Source organism: Polynucleobacter sp. (genome assembly GCF_018500155.2).
Taxonomy (GTDB): Bacteria; Pseudomonadota; Gammaproteobacteria; order Burkholderiales; family Burkholderiaceae; genus Polynucleobacter.
The window spans coordinates 1-20,624 of record NZ_JAHBAK020000075.1 but is presented as its reverse complement, the minus strand read 5'-3'; the positions used below and the strand labels follow the sequence as shown (position 1 = coordinate 20,624).

19 protein-coding genes and 2 pseudogenes are annotated in these 20,624 nt (G+C 46.4%); 11 read left to right on the top strand and 10 right to left on the bottom strand.

Going from position 1 to position 20,624, the window contains the following annotated elements; all coding sequences use genetic code 11:
• The coding region (locus KIH43_RS08675) for a DUF2437 domain-containing protein (protein ID WP_297719814.1) at window positions 1-262 on the bottom strand (262 nt) is incomplete at its 3' end.
• A 63-nt stretch (window positions 263-325) separates the two neighbouring features.
• Here KIH43_RS08675 and KIH43_RS08670 point away from each other — a divergent pair.
• On the top strand, window positions 326-1,270 hold the full coding sequence (locus KIH43_RS08670) for a reductase (RefSeq protein ID WP_297719812.1): 945 nt from the start codon (window positions 326-328) through the stop codon (window positions 1,268-1,270).
• On the opposite strand, the gene KIH43_RS08665 is transcribed toward KIH43_RS08670, so the two are convergent.
• Window positions 1,267-2,271 (bottom strand): polyprenyl synthetase family protein, encoded by a 1,005-nt coding sequence (locus tag KIH43_RS08665; RefSeq protein ID WP_297719809.1) that lies wholly within the window; start codon window positions 2,269-2,271, stop codon window positions 1,267-1,269. The two genes, KIH43_RS08670 and KIH43_RS08665, sit on opposite strands and share 4 nt — an antisense overlap.
• Window positions 2,272-2,346: 75 nt before the next feature.
• On the opposite strand from KIH43_RS08665, the gene rplU reads away from it, so the two are divergent.
• The 4 genes and pseudogenes from rplU to proB all read left to right on the top strand — a co-directional run.
• Window positions 2,347-2,658, top strand: a complete 312-nt coding sequence (gene rplU, locus KIH43_RS08660) for a 50S ribosomal protein L21 (protein ID WP_011902040.1) — start codon at window positions 2,347-2,349, stop codon at window positions 2,656-2,658.
• A gap of 19 nt (window positions 2,659-2,677) precedes the next feature.
• Window positions 2,678-2,938 (top strand): 50S ribosomal protein L27, encoded by a 261-nt coding sequence (gene rpmA / locus KIH43_RS08655; protein WP_215400718.1) that lies wholly within the window; start codon window positions 2,678-2,680, stop codon window positions 2,936-2,938.
• An 87-nt stretch (window positions 2,939-3,025) separates the two neighbouring features.
• Window positions 3,026-4,108: an Obg family GTPase CgtA gene (cgtA, locus tag KIH43_RS08650; RefSeq protein WP_297719805.1), complete on the top strand. Its 1,083-nt coding sequence runs from the start codon at window positions 3,026-3,028 to the stop codon at window positions 4,106-4,108.
• Between the two features lie 24 nt (window positions 4,109-4,132).
• Window positions 4,133-4,903, top strand: a pseudogene (proB, locus tag KIH43_RS08645) (glutamate 5-kinase); the annotation flags it as partial.
• Between the two features lie 21 nt (window positions 4,904-4,924).
• Here proB and KIH43_RS08640 read toward each other — a convergent pair.
• Window positions 4,925-5,491, bottom strand: coding sequence for a CNP1-like family protein (locus KIH43_RS08640; RefSeq protein WP_297719802.1), 567 nt, complete (start codon window positions 5,489-5,491; stop codon window positions 4,925-4,927).
• Complete coding sequence (locus KIH43_RS08635) at window positions 5,488-6,090, bottom strand: RNA pyrophosphohydrolase (protein ID WP_296967028.1); 603 nt, start codon at window positions 6,088-6,090, stop codon at window positions 5,488-5,490. Before KIH43_RS08635 ends, KIH43_RS08640 begins: the two co-directional genes overlap by 4 nt.
• Before the next feature lie 48 nt (window positions 6,091-6,138).
• Here KIH43_RS08635 and KIH43_RS08630 point away from each other — a divergent pair, with 48 nt between their 5' ends.
• The gene (locus KIH43_RS08630; protein ID WP_297719799.1) at window positions 6,139-7,881 is read left to right on the top strand and encodes a proline--tRNA ligase; all 1,743 of its coding nucleotides are present in this window, start codon (window positions 6,139-6,141) and stop codon (window positions 7,879-7,881) included.
• A 2-nt stretch (window positions 7,882-7,883) separates the two neighbouring features.
• Here the strand turns inward: KIH43_RS08630 and ffh are convergent, their stop codons facing one another.
• Window positions 7,884-9,260 carry a signal recognition particle protein gene (ffh, locus tag KIH43_RS08625; RefSeq protein WP_296967026.1) on the bottom strand — a complete coding sequence of 459 codons (1,377 nt, stop codon included), beginning with the start codon at window positions 9,258-9,260 and terminating at the stop codon, window positions 7,884-7,886.
• A gap of 20 nt (window positions 9,261-9,280) precedes the next feature.
• Between ffh and ccsA the strand changes: the two genes are divergently transcribed.
• The 5 genes from ccsA (at window position 9,281) to KIH43_RS08600 (ending at window position 16,023) form a co-directional block, all read left to right on the top strand.
• Window positions 9,281-10,129: a cytochrome c biogenesis protein CcsA gene (ccsA, locus tag KIH43_RS08620; RefSeq protein WP_296967025.1), complete on the top strand. Its 849-nt coding sequence runs from the start codon at window positions 9,281-9,283 to the stop codon at window positions 10,127-10,129.
• Window positions 10,130-10,132: 3 nt separating this feature from the next.
• A complete protein-coding gene (ampD, locus tag KIH43_RS08615; protein WP_297719796.1) occupies window positions 10,133-10,951 on the top strand; it encodes a 1,6-anhydro-N-acetylmuramyl-L-alanine amidase AmpD in 819 nt (272 codons plus the stop codon).
• Window positions 10,952-11,224: 273 nt separating this feature from the next.
• The gene (locus KIH43_RS08610; protein WP_296967022.1) at window positions 11,225-14,188 is read left to right on the top strand and encodes a ribonucleoside-diphosphate reductase subunit alpha; all 2,964 of its coding nucleotides are present in this window, start codon (window positions 11,225-11,227) and stop codon (window positions 14,186-14,188) included.
• A gap of 43 nt (window positions 14,189-14,231) precedes the next feature.
• Window positions 14,232-15,425 (top strand): ribonucleotide-diphosphate reductase subunit beta, encoded by a 1,194-nt coding sequence (locus KIH43_RS08605; RefSeq protein ID WP_296967021.1) that lies wholly within the window; start codon window positions 14,232-14,234, stop codon window positions 15,423-15,425.
• A 304-nt stretch (window positions 15,426-15,729) separates the two neighbouring features.
• Complete coding sequence (locus KIH43_RS08600) at window positions 15,730-16,023, top strand: hypothetical protein (RefSeq protein ID WP_296967020.1); 294 nt, start codon at window positions 15,730-15,732, stop codon at window positions 16,021-16,023.
• A gap of 202 nt (window positions 16,024-16,225) precedes the next feature.
• Here the strand turns inward: KIH43_RS08600 and KIH43_RS08595 are convergent, their stop codons facing one another.
• The 5 genes and pseudogenes from KIH43_RS08595 to accB all read right to left on the bottom strand — a co-directional run.
• Window positions 16,226-17,185 (bottom strand): carbohydrate kinase family protein, encoded by a 960-nt coding sequence (locus KIH43_RS08595; RefSeq protein WP_297719791.1) that lies wholly within the window; start codon window positions 17,183-17,185, stop codon window positions 16,226-16,228.
• 62 nt (window positions 17,186-17,247) lie between these two features.
• Window positions 17,248-17,868 carry a DUF3426 domain-containing protein gene (locus KIH43_RS08590; RefSeq protein WP_297719817.1) on the bottom strand — a complete coding sequence of 207 codons (621 nt, stop codon included), beginning with the start codon at window positions 17,866-17,868 and terminating at the stop codon, window positions 17,248-17,250.
• Window positions 17,869-18,789 (bottom strand): annotated as a pseudogene (gene prmA / locus KIH43_RS08585) (50S ribosomal protein L11 methyltransferase); the annotation flags it as partial.
• Between the two features lie 35 nt (window positions 18,790-18,824).
• Window positions 18,825-20,189, bottom strand: a complete 1,365-nt coding sequence (accC, locus tag KIH43_RS08580; protein WP_296967018.1) for an acetyl-CoA carboxylase biotin carboxylase subunit — start codon at window positions 20,187-20,189, stop codon at window positions 18,825-18,827.
• 47 nt (window positions 20,190-20,236) lie between these two features.
• On the bottom strand, window positions 20,237-20,624 hold a 388-nt coding region (accB, locus tag KIH43_RS08575), incomplete at its 5' end, for an acetyl-CoA carboxylase biotin carboxyl carrier protein (protein WP_297719788.1).

The following is a 20,624-nucleotide window of genomic DNA, read 5'->3' as shown; positions in this document are numbered from 1 at the left end:
AGATGTGTATAAGAGACAGATATAGTGGTTCTGCTGGAACGGCATGCTCAAGTTTAGTCACTAGGGCATGAAAGTTATCTACCATTGCCACCATCTTGGATGGCACGCAGGGGATATCGATTGTGACATCAGCCAATGGAAGTGTTGCGCCTGTAGGGGTTGGATTCTGAAATAAGTCTCCTGAGTACACAAGCACTTGATCGCCCTGCAATTGTCCAAAGCCGCTTTTTCCTTGGTGTTGAAATCTAAGCCATTGAGCCATAATAAGTTCCTATACAAATTAAATAAAATTTTTTGATAGTGACTATCTTACAGGGCAAAGCAGATGGCAAAGGATGTTGAGTCTTCTGAGTTGGGTTTTGCTCAAGAGTGGGACCAACCGGTTCGCTATATGGAGCGAACACGGAGCTATTACTTGGGGCTCGGTTATGAGAACCCGTATGTTTGGGCGCATTATTCGCAAGTCCCATTTACTCCTTTAAGAAAGCCGTTAAGAGAATCCATTCTTGGATTGATCACTACGGCTGTGCAATTTGTTCCAGATAAAGGACCTCAAGGAGCAGGCGCTCCCTACAATGCTGCAGCCAAGTTTTATCAGCCTTATAAAAGCCCTATCAATCAGAAACAAGATCTTCGTATTGCTCATGTAGGAGTTGATAGAAAAAATGCCAACATGGAGGACATGAGTTGTTGGTTTCCTTTGGCAGCCGCCCGTCGTGCCGTAGAAGTAGGGCGCCTGAGAACTCTTTCCCCTCATTTTTATGGATTACCTACTAATCGCAGTCAGCGACATACCCTAGAGGTAGACGCACCCCTCATTCTTGAAATGCTTCGCGCAGACAATGTTGATGTCGTCGTTCTAATTCCAAATTGCCCTATCTGCCATCAAAGCCAAAGTCTATTAGCTCGATATTTAGAGCAGGCTGGAATCTCTACCGTCATTATGGGAGCGGCCAAAGATATCGTGGAGTATTGTGGTGTGCCGCGGTTTTTGTTTAGCGACTTTCCTTTGGGTAACGCCGCAGCTCGTCCCAATGATGTGGCATCTCAAGACTACAATTTTGAGTTGGCTCTACGGCTTTTAGAATCTGCTCCAGCAGCAAGAACCACTGTGCAATCACCGCTGATATGGTCTTTAGATCCGAGTTGGAAGCTCGATTATTCAAATATTGAAAAATTGTCTGAAGAGGAGCTTGCTAGGTTGCGGTCTGAAGCAGAGCAAGCGCGCGTTACAGCTCGCGAGCTTAGATTGAAAAGTTTGGGGTCTTAAGTTTGGCGTGTTAATGAGTAGAGGCAGAGTTCTTGTAGTGCTGTCTTAGCCTCATTATTCGGAAAATCCTCAATACATTCGAGGGCCAAATCTGCCTCCCGTTTTGCAGCGCTCTGGGTATATTCAAGCGCGCCTGAGCTTTGTACGGCACTCAAAATTTGTGCAAACACATCTTCAGGAAGGTCTTGGTTTTGCTCAATGGCTGCGCGCACCAGAAGGCGTTCATCGTTATTGCCGTTTTCTAGCAGATAGATGAGGGGCAGCGTGGGTTTGCCCTCGCGTAAATCATCGCCCGCATTTTTCCCCATCTGCTTTGCATTCGCTGTGTAATCTAACAGATCATCCATGAGTTGAAATGCAGTGCCAACGTGACGACCAAAGGCGGCTGCCTGCTTGCGTTGATCCTCTGTAGAGTTTGCCAAGATGGCGCCAAGCTCAGTTGATGCTTCAAATAATTTTGCTGTTTTGTAGCGAATGACCTGCAGATAACTGGCTTCATCTACTTCAGGGTCATTCATATTTAAAAGTTGTAAAACTTCGCCCTCAGCAATCGTATTGGTGGCATCCGAAAGGATTTGCATGACACGTAGATCATTAGGGCCAACCATCATTTGGAACGCCCTGGAATAAAGAAAGTCTCCGACTAAAACGCTGGCAGCATTTCCAAATGCCGCATTCGCCGTTTCGCGGCCCCTTCGCAAGGTGGACTCATCCACAACGTCGTCATGCAGTAGGGTCGCGGTGTGTATAAATTCCACTACCGCAGCCATTTCTAGGGTATGTGGGGTTTGTTTGCCATTAGCTAGCGCTTTGGCGATCAGCATCAATAAGGCAGGCCTAACCCGCTTTCCGCCAGCCTGAATGATGTAGGAGGAGATCTGGTCAATCAGAGCGACTTTTGAGGCTAAACGCTCTCGAATGACCTTGTCTAAGCCCTTGAATTCTAAGGAAATAGGGGCCAGAATTTGGCTTAAGTCATTGATTTTGACAGTGCTCATCATGCAAGATATAATAATGGGCTTAGCTCATCCGGGGTGGATTAGCTTAAATGTAGATATTAATTGAGGTTTCAAACCATGTACGCGGTCATAAAAACCGGTGGCAAACAGTATAAAGTTGCTGCTGGCGAAAAATTGAAAATAGAACAGATACCAGCGGAAATCGGCAGCGAAATCACTCTTGACCAAGTCCTCGCCGTTGGCGAAGGCGCTTCACTGAAGTTGGGTGATCCTTTGGTTAATGGTGCAGCTGTGATGGCCACTGTCGTCTCCCAGGGACGTCACGATAAAGTGACAATCTTTAAGATGCGCCGTCGCAAGCACTATCAAAAGCACCAAGGCCATCGTCAAAATTTCACTGAAATTTTGATCAACACGATTAAAGCCTAATTCAGGGTAGGAGAAATAAATGGCACAGAAAAAAGGCGGCGGCTCAACACGAAATGGTCGCGACTCAGAATCGAAACGCCTAGGCGTTAAGGTATTTGGCGGCGAGCATATTAATGCTGGCAGCATCATTGTTCGTCAACGTGGCACACGTGTTCATCCAGGTGCTAACGTTGGTATTGGTAAGGATCACACTTTGTTCGCCTTGATTGACGGTCAAGTGGAATTTGGCGTCAAGGGTGCATTGAAGAAGGCCCAAGTTTCAGTTTTGCCTCGTTCATAGGGCGCCTGACTGAGACTCGTTTAATTCAGATTTAATCCGAATTTAACTCTTAGGAACAGGCCTCGCTAAGCGAGGCCTTTTTTATTTATGAAATTTATAGACGAAGCGCGTATTGAAGTGATAGCCGGCCAAGGCGGCGCCGGCAGCGCCTCTATGCGTCGCGAAAAGTTTATTGAATTTGGTGGGCCGGATGGTGGTGATGGTGGGCGCGGTGGAAGTGTCTGGGCTGTTGCCGATCGAAATATCAATACCTTGATTGATTACCGTTACGCCAAAACCCATACTGCTAAAAATGGTGAACCAGGGCGGGGTGCCGATTGCTACGGTCGTGCTGGTGATGATATTGAGTTGCGCATGCCTGTTGGCACCATCATTTCTGATTATGAAACAGGTGAACCGATTGCTGATCTCACAACACATGGTGAGCGCTTATGTTTGGCGCAAGGTGGTGTTGGTGGGTGGGGCAATATTCACTTTAAGAGCAGTACGAATCGAGCGCCTCGACAAAAAACCAATGGCAAGCCAGGAGAGCGTCGCAAGCTCAAACTTGAATTAAAGGTATTGGCAGATGTGGGATTGTTGGGTATGCCTAATGCGGGCAAGTCCACATTAATTACTGCTGTTTCTAACGCTCGCCCAAAAATTGCTGACTATCCATTTACTACCTTACACCCTAATTTGGGTGTAGTGAGAGTGGGTAGCGAGCGTAGCTTTGTTATTGCAGATATTCCTGGGTTGATAGAAGGCGCTGCAGAGGGCGCTGGATTAGGTCATCGTTTCTTGCGTCACTTGCAACGCACAGGTGTTCTATTGCACTTAGTAGATCTTGCCCCCTTTGATGAGAATGTTGATCCGGTAGCTGATGCCAATGCGATCGTGAATGAATTGCGTAAATACGATGAGTCACTGGCAGAAAAACCCCGCTGGTTAGTGCTCAACAAAGTTGACATGATTCCTGAGGAAGATCGCAAAAAAGTCGTTGCTGATTTTGTGAAAAAATTTAAGTGGCAAGGTCCCGTTTTTGAGATTTCAGCGCTCACGGGTATGGGTTGCGAGAAGCTTTGTTATGCATTGCAAGATTATTTGGATTCTGTGCGCCGTGATCGTGATGATGCTGAGGAGCGAGCTGCAGATCCTCGGTACCAGGATCAAGGCAATGCACCTGATTAAATCAATAAAGAACCACTGTTTGTTATGAAAACTCAACAAAGAAAACGCATTGTTGTAAAAGTGGGCTCTAGCCTTGTGACCAATAATGGCGCAGGTTTAGATCATGCTGCTATTGCAAATTGGGCTGAGCAGATTGCGAGTTTGCTTAGTGATGGCCATGAAGTATTAATGGTTAGCTCGGGCGCCATTGCTGAGGGTATGCAACGTTTGAGTTGGGTTAAGCGTCCACAAGAAATCCATCAGCTTCAAGCAGCTGCAGCAGTTGGGCAAATGGGTTTAGTGCAAGTTTATGAGAGTTGTTTTGCCCGTTTTAACCTACGCAGTGCACAAATCTTGCTAACGAATGCAGATTTAGCCCATCCAGAAAGAAATGCAAATGCAAAAGGCACACTCGATACATTATTGAAGCTAGGTGTAGTACCCATCATTAATGAAAATGACACTGTAGTTACCGACGAAATTAAATTTGGTGACAACGATAGCCTAGCTGCTCTCGTAACAAATCTGGTGCACGCAGATCTTTTAGTTATTCTGACTGATCAGGGCGGATTATTTACCGCCGACCCCCGACAAAATCCCTCTGCCACTCTTTTAACTCATGCAAAAGCAGGGGATCCTGCATTGGAGAAGATGGCGGGTGGGGCAGCCAGTGAATTAAGTAAAGGCGGAATGCTCACTAAGGTGCTGGCAGCCAAAATCGCCGTACAAACGGGCGCATCAACAGTGATTGCCTCTGGGCGTGAGTCAAATGTATTAAAAAGACTCATCAGCGGCGAGAAAATAGGGACCTTTCTCGCTAGCTAGTGAATCTGAAAATTACAGAATTTGCCCGCTAGAATTCGATGGCTTAGTACCCCCGGTAAATGAATCGGGGTCTAGTGACTGCAGAACGGCTTTGATGCTTTTCTCTTGAGTGTTGATATTGCAAAAAGCCCCTTGAGCTAAAGCAGCTTGATAACGGTTTGGCACGCTACTTTGAATGTCTTTCCATGTTGACAGTGGATTTTCTCGCCACACTTGATTTTCTAAAGTTCCATACAAGCGCCATTGAAAGGTCTCGCAACGAATGCCTTCATATTGGGTTTGTTTGCCACCACTAGGATTGGTCATCACAACGATATAACGAGTGACACCATCAGCCCCAATCAAAATGGAATCTTTATCGACCGCAAATTTGAAGATGGTCTGCGGGGAAACATAAAAAGGGATTAGAGAGGATTGCTTAGGTGGATTGAGTGGCATCTTTGTAGTGCCCTCCTTAAATACCATCGGTGCGAACGGATCAACTCCACTGACCATAGGATCGCCGGAGCAGGCGAGTAATAGTAAAGCGGCAATCCCGTAACCACACCACTGCTTGACGTATCTAAATAACATGTTCATTGTTTTTGCTTGTCCGAACGGGTCGGTTCTTTTTGTTTATCGCCGCTCTTGGAATAAAAAGACTGAAAAAGATCTAGCGGGGTGCCCCAGGCAAGTTGTTGCATGCGAACGCCTTTGGCCAGATAACGCGCCAATTCAGAGAGGGCGAGTTGATAGACTTCGCGCTTAAAACCAATGACGGCATCAAGTTGAATCCAAAACGGCACCCAACGCCAAGCATCAAATTCAGGGTGTTCGGTGGCGCGTAATTGAATATCGCTATCTACACCAACAAAGCGCAACAAAAACCAAATTTGTTTTTGACCGCGATATGCAGCTCTATGAATACGTGTGGCGTGTTGGCGACGCAAGTATTCCTCAGGGACATCGTAGCGAAGCCAGTCCCTGGTCCGTCCAATAATTTGGACATGTTCTGGCAGCAAGCCTACCTCTTCATGCAATTCGCGGTACATCGCCTGCTCTGGGCTTTCGCCATGAGCTATCCCGCCCTGCGGGAACTGCCACGAATGCTGCCCAACGCGTTTTCCCCAGAAAACCTCGTTTCGGCTGTTAAGGAGGACAATGCCGACATTGGGTCTATACCCTTCACGGTCAAGCATGATCGTGCCCCAAATCCTTTAAAATCAATGATTTGATTATATCCATTCATGAAAGCATCACAATCATTTCTCGCCACGTTGAAAGAAGCCCCTGCTGACGCTGAGGTGGTTTCGCACAAGCTAATGGTGCGTGCAGGTTTAATTCGTAAGCTCAGTGCGGGCGTATACAACTACTTGCCATTGGGATTGAAGGTGATTCGCAAGGTGGAAAACATCATTCGCGAAGAAATGAATCGTGCTGGTGCGATTGAATTGCTTATGCCAATGATTCAGCCTGCTGAGTTATGGCAAGAAACGGGCCGCTGGGAAAAAATGGGACCCGAATTACTGCGCATTAAAGATCGCCATGATCGTGATTTCTTAATTCAGCCTACCTCTGAAGAGGTGATTACCGACTTGGCGCGTAATGAGATTAAAAGTTACAAGCAGTTACCAGTGAATTTTTATCAAATTCAGACTAAGTTCCGTGATGAGCGTCGTCCACGCTTTGGCATCATGCGTGGTCGTGAATTCAGTATGAAAGATGCTTATTCATTTGATCGTGATACTGAAGGGTTGAAAAAATCGTATCAGATCATGTTTGATGCCTATACCCGTATCTTCAAAAGAATGGGTTTGCAGTTCCGTGCGGTGACTGCGGACAATGGCGCAATTGGAGGTTCTGGAAGTCAAGAGTTTCATGTCATTGCAGATACTGGTGAAGATGCGATTGTTTATTGCCCAACTTCAGATTACGCTGCTAACTTAGAGGCTGCGGAGTCCTTGTCTTTGATTGCTGCGCGTGCCGCAGCAAGTCAAACTATGACAAAGGTTCCAACGCCCGACAAAACCAATTGTGCAGACGTAGCGAAGTTACTCAATATTCCGCTTGATAAAACCGTGAAGTCTTTATTGTTTGCAGCCGATCAAGAAAATGGCCCAGCAAAACTTTTTATGTTGTTAGTGCGTGGCGATCATGAACTTAATGAAGTCAAGGCAAGCAAAGTGCCAGGTATGGCCGAGTCACGATTTGCTACTGAAGCAGAAATCAAACAAGCGTGCAATGCTCCTGCTGGTTATTTAGGACCAGTTGGCGTAAGTGCTAACGTCACTGTTGTTGCGGACCGCACGGTTGCCAATATGGCAGATTTTGTCTGTGGCGCCAATGACGCTGGGCACCATTTGACGGGCGTGAACTGGGGACGTGATTTGCCAGAGCCTTTGGTATTAGATATCCGAAATGCCGTTGTTGGAGACCCTTCTCCAGACGGTAAAGGGGTTGTTGATATCTGCCGTGGCATAGAAGTTGGTCACGTTTTCCAATTGGGTACCCGCTATTCAGAAGCAATGGGTTGCACCTATCTAGATCAGCAAGGTAAAGCTCAACCTATGGTGATGGGTTGTTATGGCATTGGCGTGACCCGTTTGTTGGGTGCTGCAATTGAACAAGGTCATGACGAGAAAGGCATTATTTGGCCGATCTCCATGGCGCCATTCGAGGTAGTGATTTGTCCAATGGGTTACGAAAAATCAGAGGCCGTCAAAACGGCTTGTGATCAACTTCATGATCAATTACTTGCTGCTGGTATCGATGTGATTTTGGATGATCGTAATGAGCGCCCTGGTGCGATGTTTGCTGACTGGGAGCTGATCGGCGCACCTTTCCGCGTGGTGATTGGGGATCGCGGTTTAGCGGATTCTCAAGTGGAATTTAAAGGCCGCACTGATGCAGAGTCGCAGAATGTGCCCTTGTCGCAGATTAAAGATAAAGTCATTGCTGCCGTTCAAGCAGCTAAAAATACAGTCGCTTAATTCTATTTTTTAAAGAGTCCGCCAATACCCTTGGCGGCTCCTTTGGCAGCCATGGCAGCCATCGTGCGCGCCATTTTGCCGCCTTTAAACTGCTTCATCATGGTTTGCATTTGTTCGAACTGAGCAAGCAAGCGATTTACTTCTTGCACCTCAACACCAGCGCCAGCCGCAATACGACGTTTACGGCTTGCCTTCAATAATTCTGGCTTGCTACGTTCACGGGGTGTCATGCTGTCAATAATTCCACGCATACGCTTAGTCTGTTTATCGGCGTTACTGAGGTTTGCTTTGGATGCTGCTTGTGCGACTTGACTGGGGAGTTTATCCATCAAGCTAGCCATACCGCCCATTTTTTGCATTTGCATGAGTTGATCACGGAAATCTTCTAGATCAAACCCGCCTTTTGAAATCTTACTAGCTAATTTTTCTGCTTTCGCTACATCCACATGTTGTTGAGCTTGCTCAACTAGGGCAAGGATGTCGCCCATGCCCAAAATGCGATTAGCCATGCGCTGCGCATCAAACGCTTCTAGCCCATCCATCTTTTCGGCTACGCCAATAAATTTGAGTGGCACTCCAGTTACTTGGCGAACGGAGAGGGCGGCGCCACCACGAGAATCACCATCTAGCTTGGTGAGAATGACACCAGTAAGTGGCAGCGCCTCATGGAAGGCTTTTGCTGTGTTTACCGCGTCTTGACCCAACATGGCATCAACAACAAAGAGAGTTTCAATAGGATTCAGACTTGCATGCAAGGTTTTAATTTCTTGCATGAGCTCTTCATCAATACCAAGGCGACCAGCCGTATCCACAATCACGACATCAAAATAGTGACGCTTAGCCCAATCTAGGGCGGCATTGGCTATATCTAGAGGCTTTTGCTGGATATTGCTTGGAAAGAATTCAGCGCCTACTTGCTTAGAAACTGTTTCTAACTGCTCGATTGCAGCAGGACGGTAAACGTCGCAAGATACCGTTAATACTTTCTTTTTCTTTTTCTCTTGGAGCCATTTAGCTAATTTACCCACGGATGTAGTTTTACCGGCGCCTTGCAAACCAGCCATCAGAATAATTGCTGGAGGCTGGGTTGCTAGATTGAGTTCACCACTTTGCTCACCCTCCATCACTGCGGCAAGCTCACGCTGAACCACTCCCACAAGTGCTTGGCCTGGGCTTAGGCTGCCTACCACTTCCTCACCCAAAGCTTTGAACTTGATTTGCTCCAATAGGGATTTAACTACTGGGAGTGCAACGTCTGCCTCTAGTAACGCAAGACGGATCTCACGTAGCATTTCGGCAGTATTGGCTTCGGTAAGGCGGGCTTGGCCCCGCATTGTTTTAACAACGCGTGAAAGACGGTCGGTGAGGTTTTCTAGCATTTATGGATTAGACTTTCTAGATGGATATTTTAGGTCACCCTGCTTTTGAATTGCTTCCTTGCGCTCTTTACCTTCTTCTTTTGCTTTTTTTGAGTTTTCGATCCAAGGAGGATGAGGGTTCTACGGGCTCTGTGGGCTTAATTCAAGCCTTTATTCTGGTAGCGTTAATTGCTCATGGCGTGCAATTACATAATTCCGTATTTACTGATAAGGGCTTTGTTTTCGGTTTTGCGCAGGATTTGTCATTAATTGCTTGGGTGGGACTAGCTTTTTATTGGTTTCAGTCTTGGTTTTTGCCGATTTCGAGCCTACGCTGGTTGGCTATCTTATTTGCGTTGGTTTGCTCTCTGTTACCCAGCCTTTTCCCAGGCACTTTAATTTCTCCACGTGCAGTATCTGACCCTTGGTTTAAGGGGCATTTTATTGTGGCAACGATTGCGGTAGGGTTGCTTAGCTTGGCAGCAATGCATGCCATGTTGATGAGTGTTCAGGATCGGGCGCTACATCGTCAGCTTGCCATTATTCCAAACAGCCGTGTTGCACATTGGCTGGAAGATTTGCCTCCTTTAATGACCATGGAAAGTCTGTTATTCAATCTGCTTTATGTTGGGTTTGCGCTTTTAAGCTTGACAGTCTTTTCAGGCTTATTGTTCTCGCAAACCTTATTTGGTAAGCCACTGTTATTCGATCACAAAACAATTTTTGCTTTAGTTTCGTGGTTTTTATTTGCTGGTTTATTGTTAGCACGTTGGCGTGTTGGATTGCGGGGACGCGCTGCCATTCGTTGGGTTTTAAGTGCTTACAGCGCGCTACTGTTGGCATATGTAGGCAGCCGTTTTGTTGTAGAAGTGATACTTCAGAGAGCGTAATTCTTGTTTAAGTGGCTTTTTTTATTTGTCGGCATCTATCTTCTTTACGTTTGGGTAAAGAAAAAGAATGCGCCACCCTCTGCTGTAAAAAACCCCGCTAACCCCATATCGGATATGGCTCAGAAGGATATTGAGCCGGAGGTAATGGTGCCTTGCCATTATTGTCAAGTACACCTTCCAAAATCTGATGCAATCTTTTTTGATGGTCGTTCATATTGCTCTGAGAGTCATCTCAATGCATTAGACGAGTATGGATGGGTTGGGTCTGCGAGGTGGCGACCTTCACCTAACCACGAGACTAGATCAGAAAATATTTCACCTGATTTAGTGGTGATACATCACATCAGCTTACCGCCGGGTGAATTTAAAAATAAAGATAGTAGCCAATACATCATCGATTTTTTTCAAAATAGACTGGATGTTTCAGCGCATCCTTATTTTTTAGAAATTGCACATCAAAAAGTTTCCAGTCACTTTTTGATCACGCGCCATGGAGAATTAATTCAGTTCGTCTCTACCAAAAATAAGGCATGGCATGCCGGCGTTTCATCGTTTCAGGGAAGGGAAAAGTGCAATGATTTTTCCATCGGCATTGAGTTGGAAGGTGATGGGGCGAGTGCTTTTACAGAAGAGCAATATCAAGCATTGACCGCATTAGTGAAAAAATTAGAAGCTATTTATTTCAATCTGCAATTTGCAGGACACAGTGATATCGCACCAGAGCGAAAAACAGATCCTGGAATCTTTTTTGATTGGCAAAAGTTCCAAAAAGAGACAAAAATTTCCGATAAAAATCTTCCTTTTGGGTTAAGTTCTCGATAGCCTATTTTTGTATGTGAGCATACGCTTACTTTTTTAGCCTTTACCTAAAAAGGACTAAAAATCATGCACCAAATTACCCCCAAATTTCAGTGAATTCTTAGTGAAAATACTGATCCGTTTTTGTCATAAAAAACTTACAAAGACCCAAATAATTCCCTATACTTAGTGCCTAATGCGCTTCGAGACACTAGATGTAGTGTTTGAATCTAGCAATACACCATTGTTTTTTAACGATATTTTGTCCAAATAACTATATATATACGCAGGAGTAACATGACATATACAAATCCACAAACAGCAGGCCAGGTACCTGGAACAACAAACCCAGGAATGGGTCCTGCAGGGGCGATAAATCAAACCCCTTCTGCCAGTTTTGTTGCTGGCGGTGTTGGTGGCAGCCAGGCAACCCAACTGTCTGACTACAAAATCATTCGTCGTAACGGCTCAGTTGTTGCATTTGAGCCATCCAAAATTGCGATTGCTGTAACCAAGGCTTTTTTAGCAGTCAATGGCGGTCAAGGTGCAGCCTCTGCTCGCGTTCGCGAGCAAGTAGAGCAGTTAACGCATGCTGTGGTTCGCGCCTTATTGCGCAGCCGTCCAAATGGCGGAACTTTCCACATCGAAGATATTCAAGATCAGGTTGAATTGGCTTTGATGCGCAGTGGTGAGCACAATGTGGCGCGTGCTTATGTTTTGTATCGCGAGAAGCGTAATCAAGAGCGCGCAGCTCAACTAGAAGTTGCGCAAGAAACTCAAGCAGCAAATCAAGTCGGTGAGGCAGGTATCAAGGTTACTGACAATGGGGTTGAGAAGTATCTTGATATGGCTGCATTACGCACGGTGATTGAAGCGGCATGCGAAGGTTTGGGCAATCATATTGATGCTGCACCTATCATCACTGAAACCATTAAGAATTTGTATGATGGCGTCCCAATGGCGCAAGTCTATGACTCTGCTATTTTGGCTTCCCGTACATTGATTGAGAAAGATCCTGCATATAGCCAAGTCACTGCGCGCATCTTGATGCATGTGATTCGTAAAGAGATTTTGGGTAAAGAAGTGCTGCAAGGAGATATGCAATCCGAATATGCTTCTTATTTCCCTAAATTCATCAACGAGGGTATCTCAGCTGAGCTGCTCGATCCACGTATGCGCGAGTATGACTTGCCAAGATTGGCTGCTGCACTGAATGCTAGCCGTGACTTGCAATTTAATTACCTCGGTTTACAAACTTTGTATGACCGCTACTTCTTGCATATCGAAGATCGTCGTATTGAGATGCCACAGGCATTTTTCATGCGCGTGGCAATGGGTCTGGCGCTTAATGAGTTGGATCGTGAGCGTCGTGCGATTGAGTTCTATGAAATCCTTTCTACATTTGATTTCATGTCTAGCACTCCAACCTTGTTTAATTCTGCGACAACTCGTCCACAACTCTCAAGCTGCTACTTGACGACAGTAGAAGATGATCTCGATGGTATTTACGAGGCTTTGAAAGAGAACGCTTTGCTGTCTAAATTTGCTGGCGGTTTGGGTAATGACTGGACGAACGTGCGTGCTTTGGGAAGTCATATCAAAGGCACTAACGGTAAGTCACAGGGTGTTGTGCCGTTTTTGAAGGTGGTAAATGACACTGCAGTTGCGGTGAACCAGGGTGGTAAGCGTAAGGGTGCAGTTTGTGCTTATTTAGAGACATGGCACTTAGATATCGAAGAGTTCTTAGAGTTGCGCAAAAACACTGGTGACGATCGCCGTCGTACCCATGACATGAACACATCCAACTGGATTCCAGACCTGTTCATGAAGCGCGTTATGGAAAACGGTGAGTGGACATTGTTCTCCCCATCCAATACGCCTGACTTGCATGACAAGTTTGGTAAAGCCTTTGAAGAGGCCTACGTTGCTTATGAGCAAAAAGCTGATCGTGGTGAACTCAAGCCATTCCGCAGAATTCCAGCGCAACAATTGTGGCGCAAGATGTTGGGAATGTTGTTTGAAACCGGTCATCCATGGATCACCTTCAAAGATCCATGCAACATCCGTAGCCCACAGCAGCACATTGGCGTAGTGCATTCTTCCAACTTATGCACTGAAATCACTCTCAATACCAATGAGGATGAGATCGCTGTATGTAACCTCGGATCTGTGAACTTAACCGCCCACATGACTACGGATGCGCATGGCAAATTGGTTTTGGATCATGAAAAACTCCAAAGAACGATTCGTACCGCTATGCGTATGCTCGATAACGTGATTGACATCAATTACTACGCAGTAGCGAAGGCGCGTAACTCCAACCTCAAGCACCGTCCAGTAGGTATGGGCATTATGGGCTTCCAGGATTGCTTGCATATGCAGCGTATTCCTTACGCTAGCGAAGAGGCTGTGAAATTCGCCGACACTTCAATGGAAGCAATTTGCTACTACGCTTACCAAGCATCTAGCGAATTGGCTGAAGAGCGTGGCGTCTATAGCACTTATAAAGGCTCATTATGGGATCGTGGCATTCTGCCGCAAGATACCGTGGCTATGTTGGCAGCAGAGCGTGGCGGCTACGTTGAAGTAGATAGCTCTACAACGATGGACTGGAGCAGCTTGCGTGCTCGCATCAAGCAGCACGGCATGCGCAACTCCAATTGCGTTGCGATTGCACCTACGGCAACCATTTCTAACATCATTGGCGTTTCCGCTTGTATTGAGCCCACCTTCCAGAACTTGTTTGTTAAATCCAATCTTTCTGGTGAATTTACGGTAGTGAACGAGTATTTGGTCCGTGATTTGAAAGATCGTGGGCTATGGGATGAGGTGATGATTGCTGACCTGAAATACTTTGATGGCACTTTGTCCAAGATTGATCGGATCCCACAAGACTTACGTGATTTGTATGCAACCGCGTTTGAAGTAGAGCCAACATGGTTGGTTGAGGCAGCCTCACGTCGCCAAAAATGGATTGATCAAGCACAGTCACTGAATATCTATATGGCTGGTGCCTCTGGCAAGAAATTAGACGACACCTATAAATTGGCTTGGTTGCGTGGTCTTAAAACGACGTATTACCTCCGCACGATGGCAGCTACTCACGTTGAAAAATCGACAGTGGCGAGCGGTCAGCTGAACTCTGTTTCTAGCGGCGCTGATGGTGGTGGCGTATCTGCTGCTCCAGTGGAAGCTGATGGCCCCGTTTGCACAATGCGTCCGGGTGACCCAGGCTTTGAAGAATGTGAAGCATGCCAATAAGCGAACGCTATTGGCCATAAATAAAAGAATTTAGGAGAAAGTTATGTTGAATTGGGAAGAAGAAGTTGCTCCAGCGCTAGCGAAAGCGGGTCTTGCGCCGCAGCCGGTTGCAGTTGAGCCCCAGCGTTCACAGCCTGATCAAGTAGCCATGGCAGCGCCTGCGGCATCTGCTCCGGCGCCCGCACCAGCCCAAACTGCCACGGTAGCAGGCATGGAAACACGCCGCGTCAATGTTGCAGATAAGCGTGTGATTAACGCCAAGACGGACGTGAATCAGTTGGTGCCCTTTAAATACAAATGGGCGTGGGAAAAGTACTTGGCGGGTTGCGCAAACCACTGGATGCCACAAGAAATCAACATGAATCGCGATATTGCGCTTTGGAAGGACCCAAATGGTCTGACTGAAGATGAGCGTCGCATCATCAAGCGCAATTTAGGCTTCTTTACTACCGCGGATTCTTTGGCAGCAAACAATATTGTTTTGGGAACATATCGCCAAATTACCGCTCCAGAATGCCGCCAATACCTATTGCGCCAGGCTTTTGAAGAGGCGATTCATACCCACGCGTATCAATATATTGTTGAATCTTTGGGTCTAGATCAGGGCGAAATCTTCAATGCGTACCATGAAATTGAGTCGATTCGCGCCAAAGATGAGTTCCTCATCCCATTTATTGATGTGTTAACGGACCCAACATTTAAGACTGGCACATTAGAAAATGATCAAAAACTCCTACGTTCTCTGATTGTTTTTGCTTGCGTAATGGAAGGTTTGTTCTTTTATGTTGGTTTTACGCAAATACTTGCGATGGGTCGTCAAAACAAAATGACGGGTGCTGCCGAACAGTATCAATACATCCTTCGCGACGAGTCAATGCACTGCAATTTTGGTATCGATTTAATTAACCAAATCAAGCTGGAGAACCCGCAGTTATGGACTTCCGCGTTCAAAGACGAGATTAAATCGATCTTCGAAAAAGCAGTCGAATTGGAGTACCGTTATGCCGAAGATACGATGCCTCGCGGAGTGCTCGGATTGAATGCTCCGATGTTCAAAGGTTACCTAAGATACATTTGTAATCGTAGATGTTTGCAAATAGGACTTGACGCGATGTTCCCAAATGAAGAGAATCCATTTCCATGGATGTCAGAAATGATTGATCTTAAGAAAGAACGAAACTTTTTTGAGACACGCGTTATTGAGTATCAAACTGGTGGTGCGCTAAGTTGGGAGTAGTAAGTAGTAGGTAAGCGCATAGCCGGCTAAATAGGAGATTAGACGGTTGGATAGTATTAGAAGTCAGCAAAAACAGACTCAAATCCGAAAACCCTTGTTCAAGGGTGTCTGGTCTACTCTCTCTATTTTTTCCAGCACATTTAAGAAGCCGTTGTCCTTCGGGGCTACGGCTTTTTTTCCAGGATTCATTAGCGTGCAGCACTTAGCTTTAAGCCGTGCGCCGATGAATGGCTCGCTCGTTCATTCCGAATGGTCGGGTCTTCTTAATGTAGTTTGTACTAATCCTCACGTGAAGGAGTAACACATGGCAACAAAGAAAAAACCTGCTGCAAAGAAACCAGCTGCTAAAAAAGCTGCTGCAAAGCGTCCAGCTGCTAAGAAGCGCGTAGCTGCTAAGAAGCGTCCAGCTGCTAAAAAAGCTGCTGCTAAAAAGCCAGCTGCTAAAAAAGTAGCTAAGAAGCGTCCTGCTGCTAAAAAAGCTGCTGCTAAAAAGCCAGCTGCTAAAAAAGTAGCTAAAAAGCGCCCAGCTAAAAAAGCTGCTGCTAAAAAGCCAGCTGCTAAAAAAGCTGCTAAAAAGCGCGTAGCAAAAAAAAAGTAAGTAAGCCTGCTGCGAAGAAAGCGGGCTCTGCAGTAAAAAAGCCCGCGGCTAAGAAAGCTGCACCAGCGACTAGTGCGTTGAATCCTGCCGCTGCTTGGCCCTTCCCAACTGGCACACGTCCTTAATCAGACGGGTGTTATCAGAAGGGGTCTCTCACGAGACCCCTTTTTTATTGCCTAAGTTTTTTGGAATGCTAAGGCGATTAGAAGCTAAACCCAAAAGCTGCCTTGAACTGATCGGCAATAGCTGTTTTGCTCGGTTGATGGTTTTGTGGGCCTTGGTGGGTAATTTTGATCGAGCCCATCAAGCTGGCAAGACGACCGGTGGTTTCCCAATCCCAATCATTTTCTAGCCCAAACAACAAGCCACCGCGAAATGCATCTCCACAACCAGTGGGATCGATGACTTTTGCTGCGGGTACGGGCGGAATCACAATGCATTTGCCCTGGCTGTAGATTTCTGCCCCTTGCGCGCCTTTGGTAACGATCAGTGCTTTGACACGCTGGGCAATCTTTTCTAGGCTAAGCCCCGTTCTTTTTGAGAGCATTTCACCTTCATAGTCATTGACCGCAAGGTAGCTGGCAATTTCTACTAGCTCTAAAAGTTCTGGCCCATTAAACATGGGAAGCCCTTGGCCTGGATCAAAAATGAAAGGAATATTGGCATCAGCCAGTTGATGGCAGTGCTCCCACATACCTTGGCGTCCATCGGGAGCAACAATGCCAAATTTGGCTGCACCCTTGGAGGTCTTGCTGCGTTCGGCAACAACTGCAGAAACTTGATTGAGGTGAGATTCACCCATGGCTCCTGGATGAAAAGCGGTGATTTGATTGTTGGCTTGATCGGTAGTGATCATGGCTTGAGCTGTGAAGGCTTTTTCGATTTGGCGAATGTGGGTGGTATCAATCGCCAGTTGCGTTAAGCGGTTCATATAAGGCGCCGCATCTCCCCCCACTGTTGCCATGATGATGGGATCTCCACCCAAAAGACTGAGGTTATAGGCAATATTGCCAGCACATCCTCCAAATTCACGTCGCATTGTTGGTACCAAGAACGCCACATTGAGGATGTGAATTTGCTCGGGGAGTATTTGGTCGGCAAACTTGCCCTCAAAGTTCATGATGGTGTCGTAAGCGATTGAGCCGCAGATCAGGCTAGCCATAAATTACTTTCTGTCAAAAAAGGTAAAGATAAAAATTCAGTATCTAAGGGTATTCAAAGCCATTATTGGGGATAGAGCACCCGAACTCGATATCCTGCAGCATTTGCCGGCAGCGTAATGGGTAGATCAGATTGAATTGTCTCGCCTGCTGGCGCGCCCATCTTTAAAAAATCTGTGTGAGATTCTTTCCAGCTTGATGGCAACCAATCTTCTGGGGCAAACGTCATTGTTTTCAGTTCAAATTCTTCCGCATCAGTGAAAATAATTTCTACGTTGGGTAGTAAAACAGGTATCGCAAGACGATTTTGTATTTCCATTCGCAGTAAGGATGGGTTTGAAGGGCTTTTAAGGCCTTCTCGCGCGTTTTCAGGTGTAAGTGTGACCGAGATTATTTTCCATGCAGAAAAATCGCTCACAGGGCGATTAATGCATTTCAGTGCCTTGCATAATTTAGCGTCAATGCGCTGTAAAAGAGAAAAAGCAGATACAGAAAATGCATTTGATGTGCCATCGACTCTTGGCGCCAATGCTGGCAGCAAAAAATTTCTGGATAAATGTTCGCCAAAAATCAGCAGTAATAGAGCAAAACTGATTAGTAAGGCTAACTTAATTCTTTTTTTTTGCGTCGGCGCAGCAAAAGAATCTGACTTTGGGTCAGATTGAGCAGATTTTTGCTTTGACAATGTGCCGTGCAAGCAAACCCAGCCTTCACTCTCCCTCCAAACGGAAAGGTTAAGCCATTGGCTGTAGGTAGCAATGACTTCGTCAGCTTGTCTTGCAAGTACTCCGGATAAAACAATTTGCCCGCCAGGACGCATCTTGTTGACAAGTGCTGGCGCCAAAACTTGCAAAGGATTGGCCAAAATATTCGCCATGACGATGTCGTATTTGATATTGGCAGCAAGTTCTGGGGCATCTTCAGTAGGAAGTACAAAGCGGATGGCAGTATTGTTCGCTTCTGCATTACTGCGCGCAGCAATCATTGCTTGTGGGTCAATATCGGTGCCAACAACGGGGTCGCATCCAAGTTTCGCTGCGGCTATTGCCAAAATTCCAGATCCGCAACCGTAATCTAGTAGGCTTTGATTTTTTAGATTGGCATGTTCTTCCAACCAAAGCAGGCAAAGATGGGTTGTGGGGTGGCTACCGGTGCCAAACGCTAATCCAGGATCGACTGCAAGACAAATGGCATTGGGGTCGGAAGGTGTCTCATGCCAAGATGGCACTACCCAAATGCGTTTTCCAATTTGAATGGGGGCGAATTGACTTTGCGTTAGTCTGACCCAATCTTGCTCCTCAACAATTCTCTCTTGAGGTGGCGCTAAGCGAAAGCCGGCATCTTTAAGGTTTGAAAGGAGCTCTGCAACAAAGTCTGGACTGTCTGAGTTGTCGATTTCAGGATTGAAAAGAGCGGTAACTGCTGATCTATCCCAAGCTTGTACTTCCGGCGAAAGTCCAGGTTCACCATACAGAGGATTTTCATCGTAACCCCCTGCAGCATCGTCTTCAACAGTAACTGAGAGAGCGCCAAGCTCTATTAAAGCGTCGCCCAGTGGTTCGGCGGTTTCAGCAGCTACCGTGAAAACCAGTTCACGATAAGACATGGCTTACTCGTACTAAATGCATGTGTGCTGGCGAATTAGGATTTACCGCGACTTGCAGCTTGCTCTTCCAGACGATGTTCCAAGTAATGAATGCTTGTACCACCTTCCATAAAGTTGGGGTCGAGCATTAATTCGCGGTGCAAAGGAACATTCGTTGTAATTCCATCAATGACCATTTCAGATAAAGCAATTTGCATGCGGCGAATCGCTTGTTCACGAGTATTGCCATAGGAGATGAGTTTGCCAATCATGGAATCGTAGTTTGAAGGCACTACATATCCACTGTATGCGTGTGAGTCGACGCGAATACCAGGCCCACCAGGCATGTGAAACGAGCCAATTTTTCCTGGACTTGGAGTGAATTTGAATGGATCTTCCGCGTTGAGGCGGCATTCAATAGCATGACCACGGAAAACGATGTCTTTTTGGCGATAGGACAACTTGAGTCCTGCGGCAATGCGAATTTGCTCTTGGACAATGTCTACTCCGGTAATCATTTCGGTCACTGGATGCTCTACCTGAACCCGAGTGTTCATCTCAATAAAGAAGAACTCGCCGTTTTCATAAAGAAATTCAAATGTGCCAGCGCCGCGGTAGCCAATTTTTCTGCAGGCATCGGCACAGCGTTCTCCAATTTTGGCGATTAAGCGACGATCGATCCCAGGTGCTGGTGCTTCTTCAATCACTTTTTGATGACGACGTTGCATAGAGCAATCACGTTCACCCAACCAAATTGCATTTCCATGGGTATCAGCTAACACTTGAATCTCTACATGGCGAGGTTTTTCCAAAAACTTCTCCATGTAAACCTCTGGATTACCAAAAGCGCGACCGGCTTCTTCACGGGTCATATTGACTGCATTAATCAAATGAGCCTCAGTGTGAACAACGCGCATGCCGCGTCCACCGCCACCGCCGGCGGCTTTAATAATGACTGGATAACCAACTCTTTTAGCAGTTGCAATAATTTCCTTGGGATTGTCTGGAAGCGCACCTTCTGAACCAGGGACACAAGGAACACCCGCTTTGATCATGGCGCGTTTAGCAGAGACCTTGTCTCCCATTAAACGAATCGATGCTGCAGTGGGGCCAATAAAAGCAAAACCCGATTTCTCAACACGTTCGGCAAAATCCGCATTTTCTGAAAGGAAGCCATATCCTGGATGGATTGCCTCTGCATCTGTAACCTCGGCAGCGGAAATAATCGCAGGCATGTTGAGGTAACTTAATGGGGAAGGTGCTGGTCCAATGCAAACCGCTTCATCAGCAAGCTTGACGTACTTCGCTTCTTTATCGGCAGTGGAGTACACCACCACAGTTTTAATACCCAACTCACGACAAGCGCGTTGGATGCGGAGAGCAATCTCTCCTCGATTGGCAATCAGAATCTTGTCGAACATGTCGGCTCTGTCTTAAGTTAAATGGATGAGAAGAAAGAGGCTGGAGATTAGGCGATGACAAATAGGGGTTGATCAAACTCAACGCCTTGTCCGTTTTCGCAAAGAATTTCTTTGATCACACCGTCTTTTTCGGACTCAATTTCATTCAATAACTTCATGGCTTCAATAATGCACAGTGTTTGACCGACTTTGACTGTATCGCCTACATTGACAAAATTAGGCGACTCAGGATTTGGTGCGCGATAGAAAGTGCCAACCATAGGTGAGCGAGCAACAAAACCCGTTTCAGCCGCTGGACTCTCAGCTGCTGGAGCACTAGGAGCAGCCGCTGCTACTGGAGCGGCAGAAATTGCTGGTGCTGGCGCAGGGCTTGCATACACAACTTGTCCTGCAGCACTAGGAGCACTCGCATTAACAATGCGTACTCGATCTTCG

Excerpts from the sequence above, each read along its gene's own strand:
- KIH43_RS08670 (WP_297719812.1), top strand. The coding sequence starts at position 326 with ATGGCAAAGGATGTTGAGTCTTCTGAGTTGGGTTTTGCTCAAGAGTGG.
- KIH43_RS08665 (WP_297719809.1), bottom strand. The coding sequence starts at position 2,271 with ATGATGAGCACTGTCAAAATCAATGACTTAAGCCAAATTCTGGCCCCT.
- rplU (WP_011902040.1), top strand. The coding sequence starts at position 2,347 with ATGTACGCGGTCATAAAAACCGGTGGCAAACAGTATAAAGTTGCTGCT.
- rpmA (WP_215400718.1), top strand. The coding sequence starts at position 2,678 with ATGGCACAGAAAAAAGGCGGCGGCTCAACACGAAATGGTCGCGACTCA.
- cgtA (WP_297719805.1), top strand. The coding sequence starts at position 3,026 with ATGAAATTTATAGACGAAGCGCGTATTGAAGTGATAGCCGGCCAAGGC.
- KIH43_RS08640 (WP_297719802.1), bottom strand. The coding sequence starts at position 5,491 with ATGAACATGTTATTTAGATACGTCAAGCAGTGGTGTGGTTACGGGATT.
- KIH43_RS08635 (WP_296967028.1), bottom strand. The coding sequence starts at position 6,090 with ATGCTTGACCGTGAAGGGTATAGACCCAATGTCGGCATTGTCCTCCTT.
- KIH43_RS08630 (WP_297719799.1), top strand. The coding sequence starts at position 6,139 with ATGAAAGCATCACAATCATTTCTCGCCACGTTGAAAGAAGCCCCTGCT.
- ffh (WP_296967026.1), bottom strand. The coding sequence starts at position 9,260 with ATGCTAGAAAACCTCACCGACCGTCTTTCACGCGTTGTTAAAACAATG.
- ccsA (WP_296967025.1), top strand. The coding sequence starts at position 9,281 with ATGGATATTTTAGGTCACCCTGCTTTTGAATTGCTTCCTTGCGCTCTT.
- KIH43_RS08610 (WP_296967022.1), top strand. The coding sequence starts at position 11,225 with ATGACATATACAAATCCACAAACAGCAGGCCAGGTACCTGGAACAACA.
- KIH43_RS08605 (WP_296967021.1), top strand. The coding sequence starts at position 14,232 with ATGTTGAATTGGGAAGAAGAAGTTGCTCCAGCGCTAGCGAAAGCGGGT.
- KIH43_RS08600 (WP_296967020.1), top strand. The coding sequence starts at position 15,730 with ATGGCAACAAAGAAAAAACCTGCTGCAAAGAAACCAGCTGCTAAAAAA.
- KIH43_RS08595 (WP_297719791.1), bottom strand. The coding sequence starts at position 17,185 with ATGGCTAGCCTGATCTGCGGCTCAATCGCTTACGACACCATCATGAAC.
- accC (WP_296967018.1), bottom strand. The coding sequence starts at position 20,189 with ATGTTCGACAAGATTCTGATTGCCAATCGAGGAGAGATTGCTCTCCGC.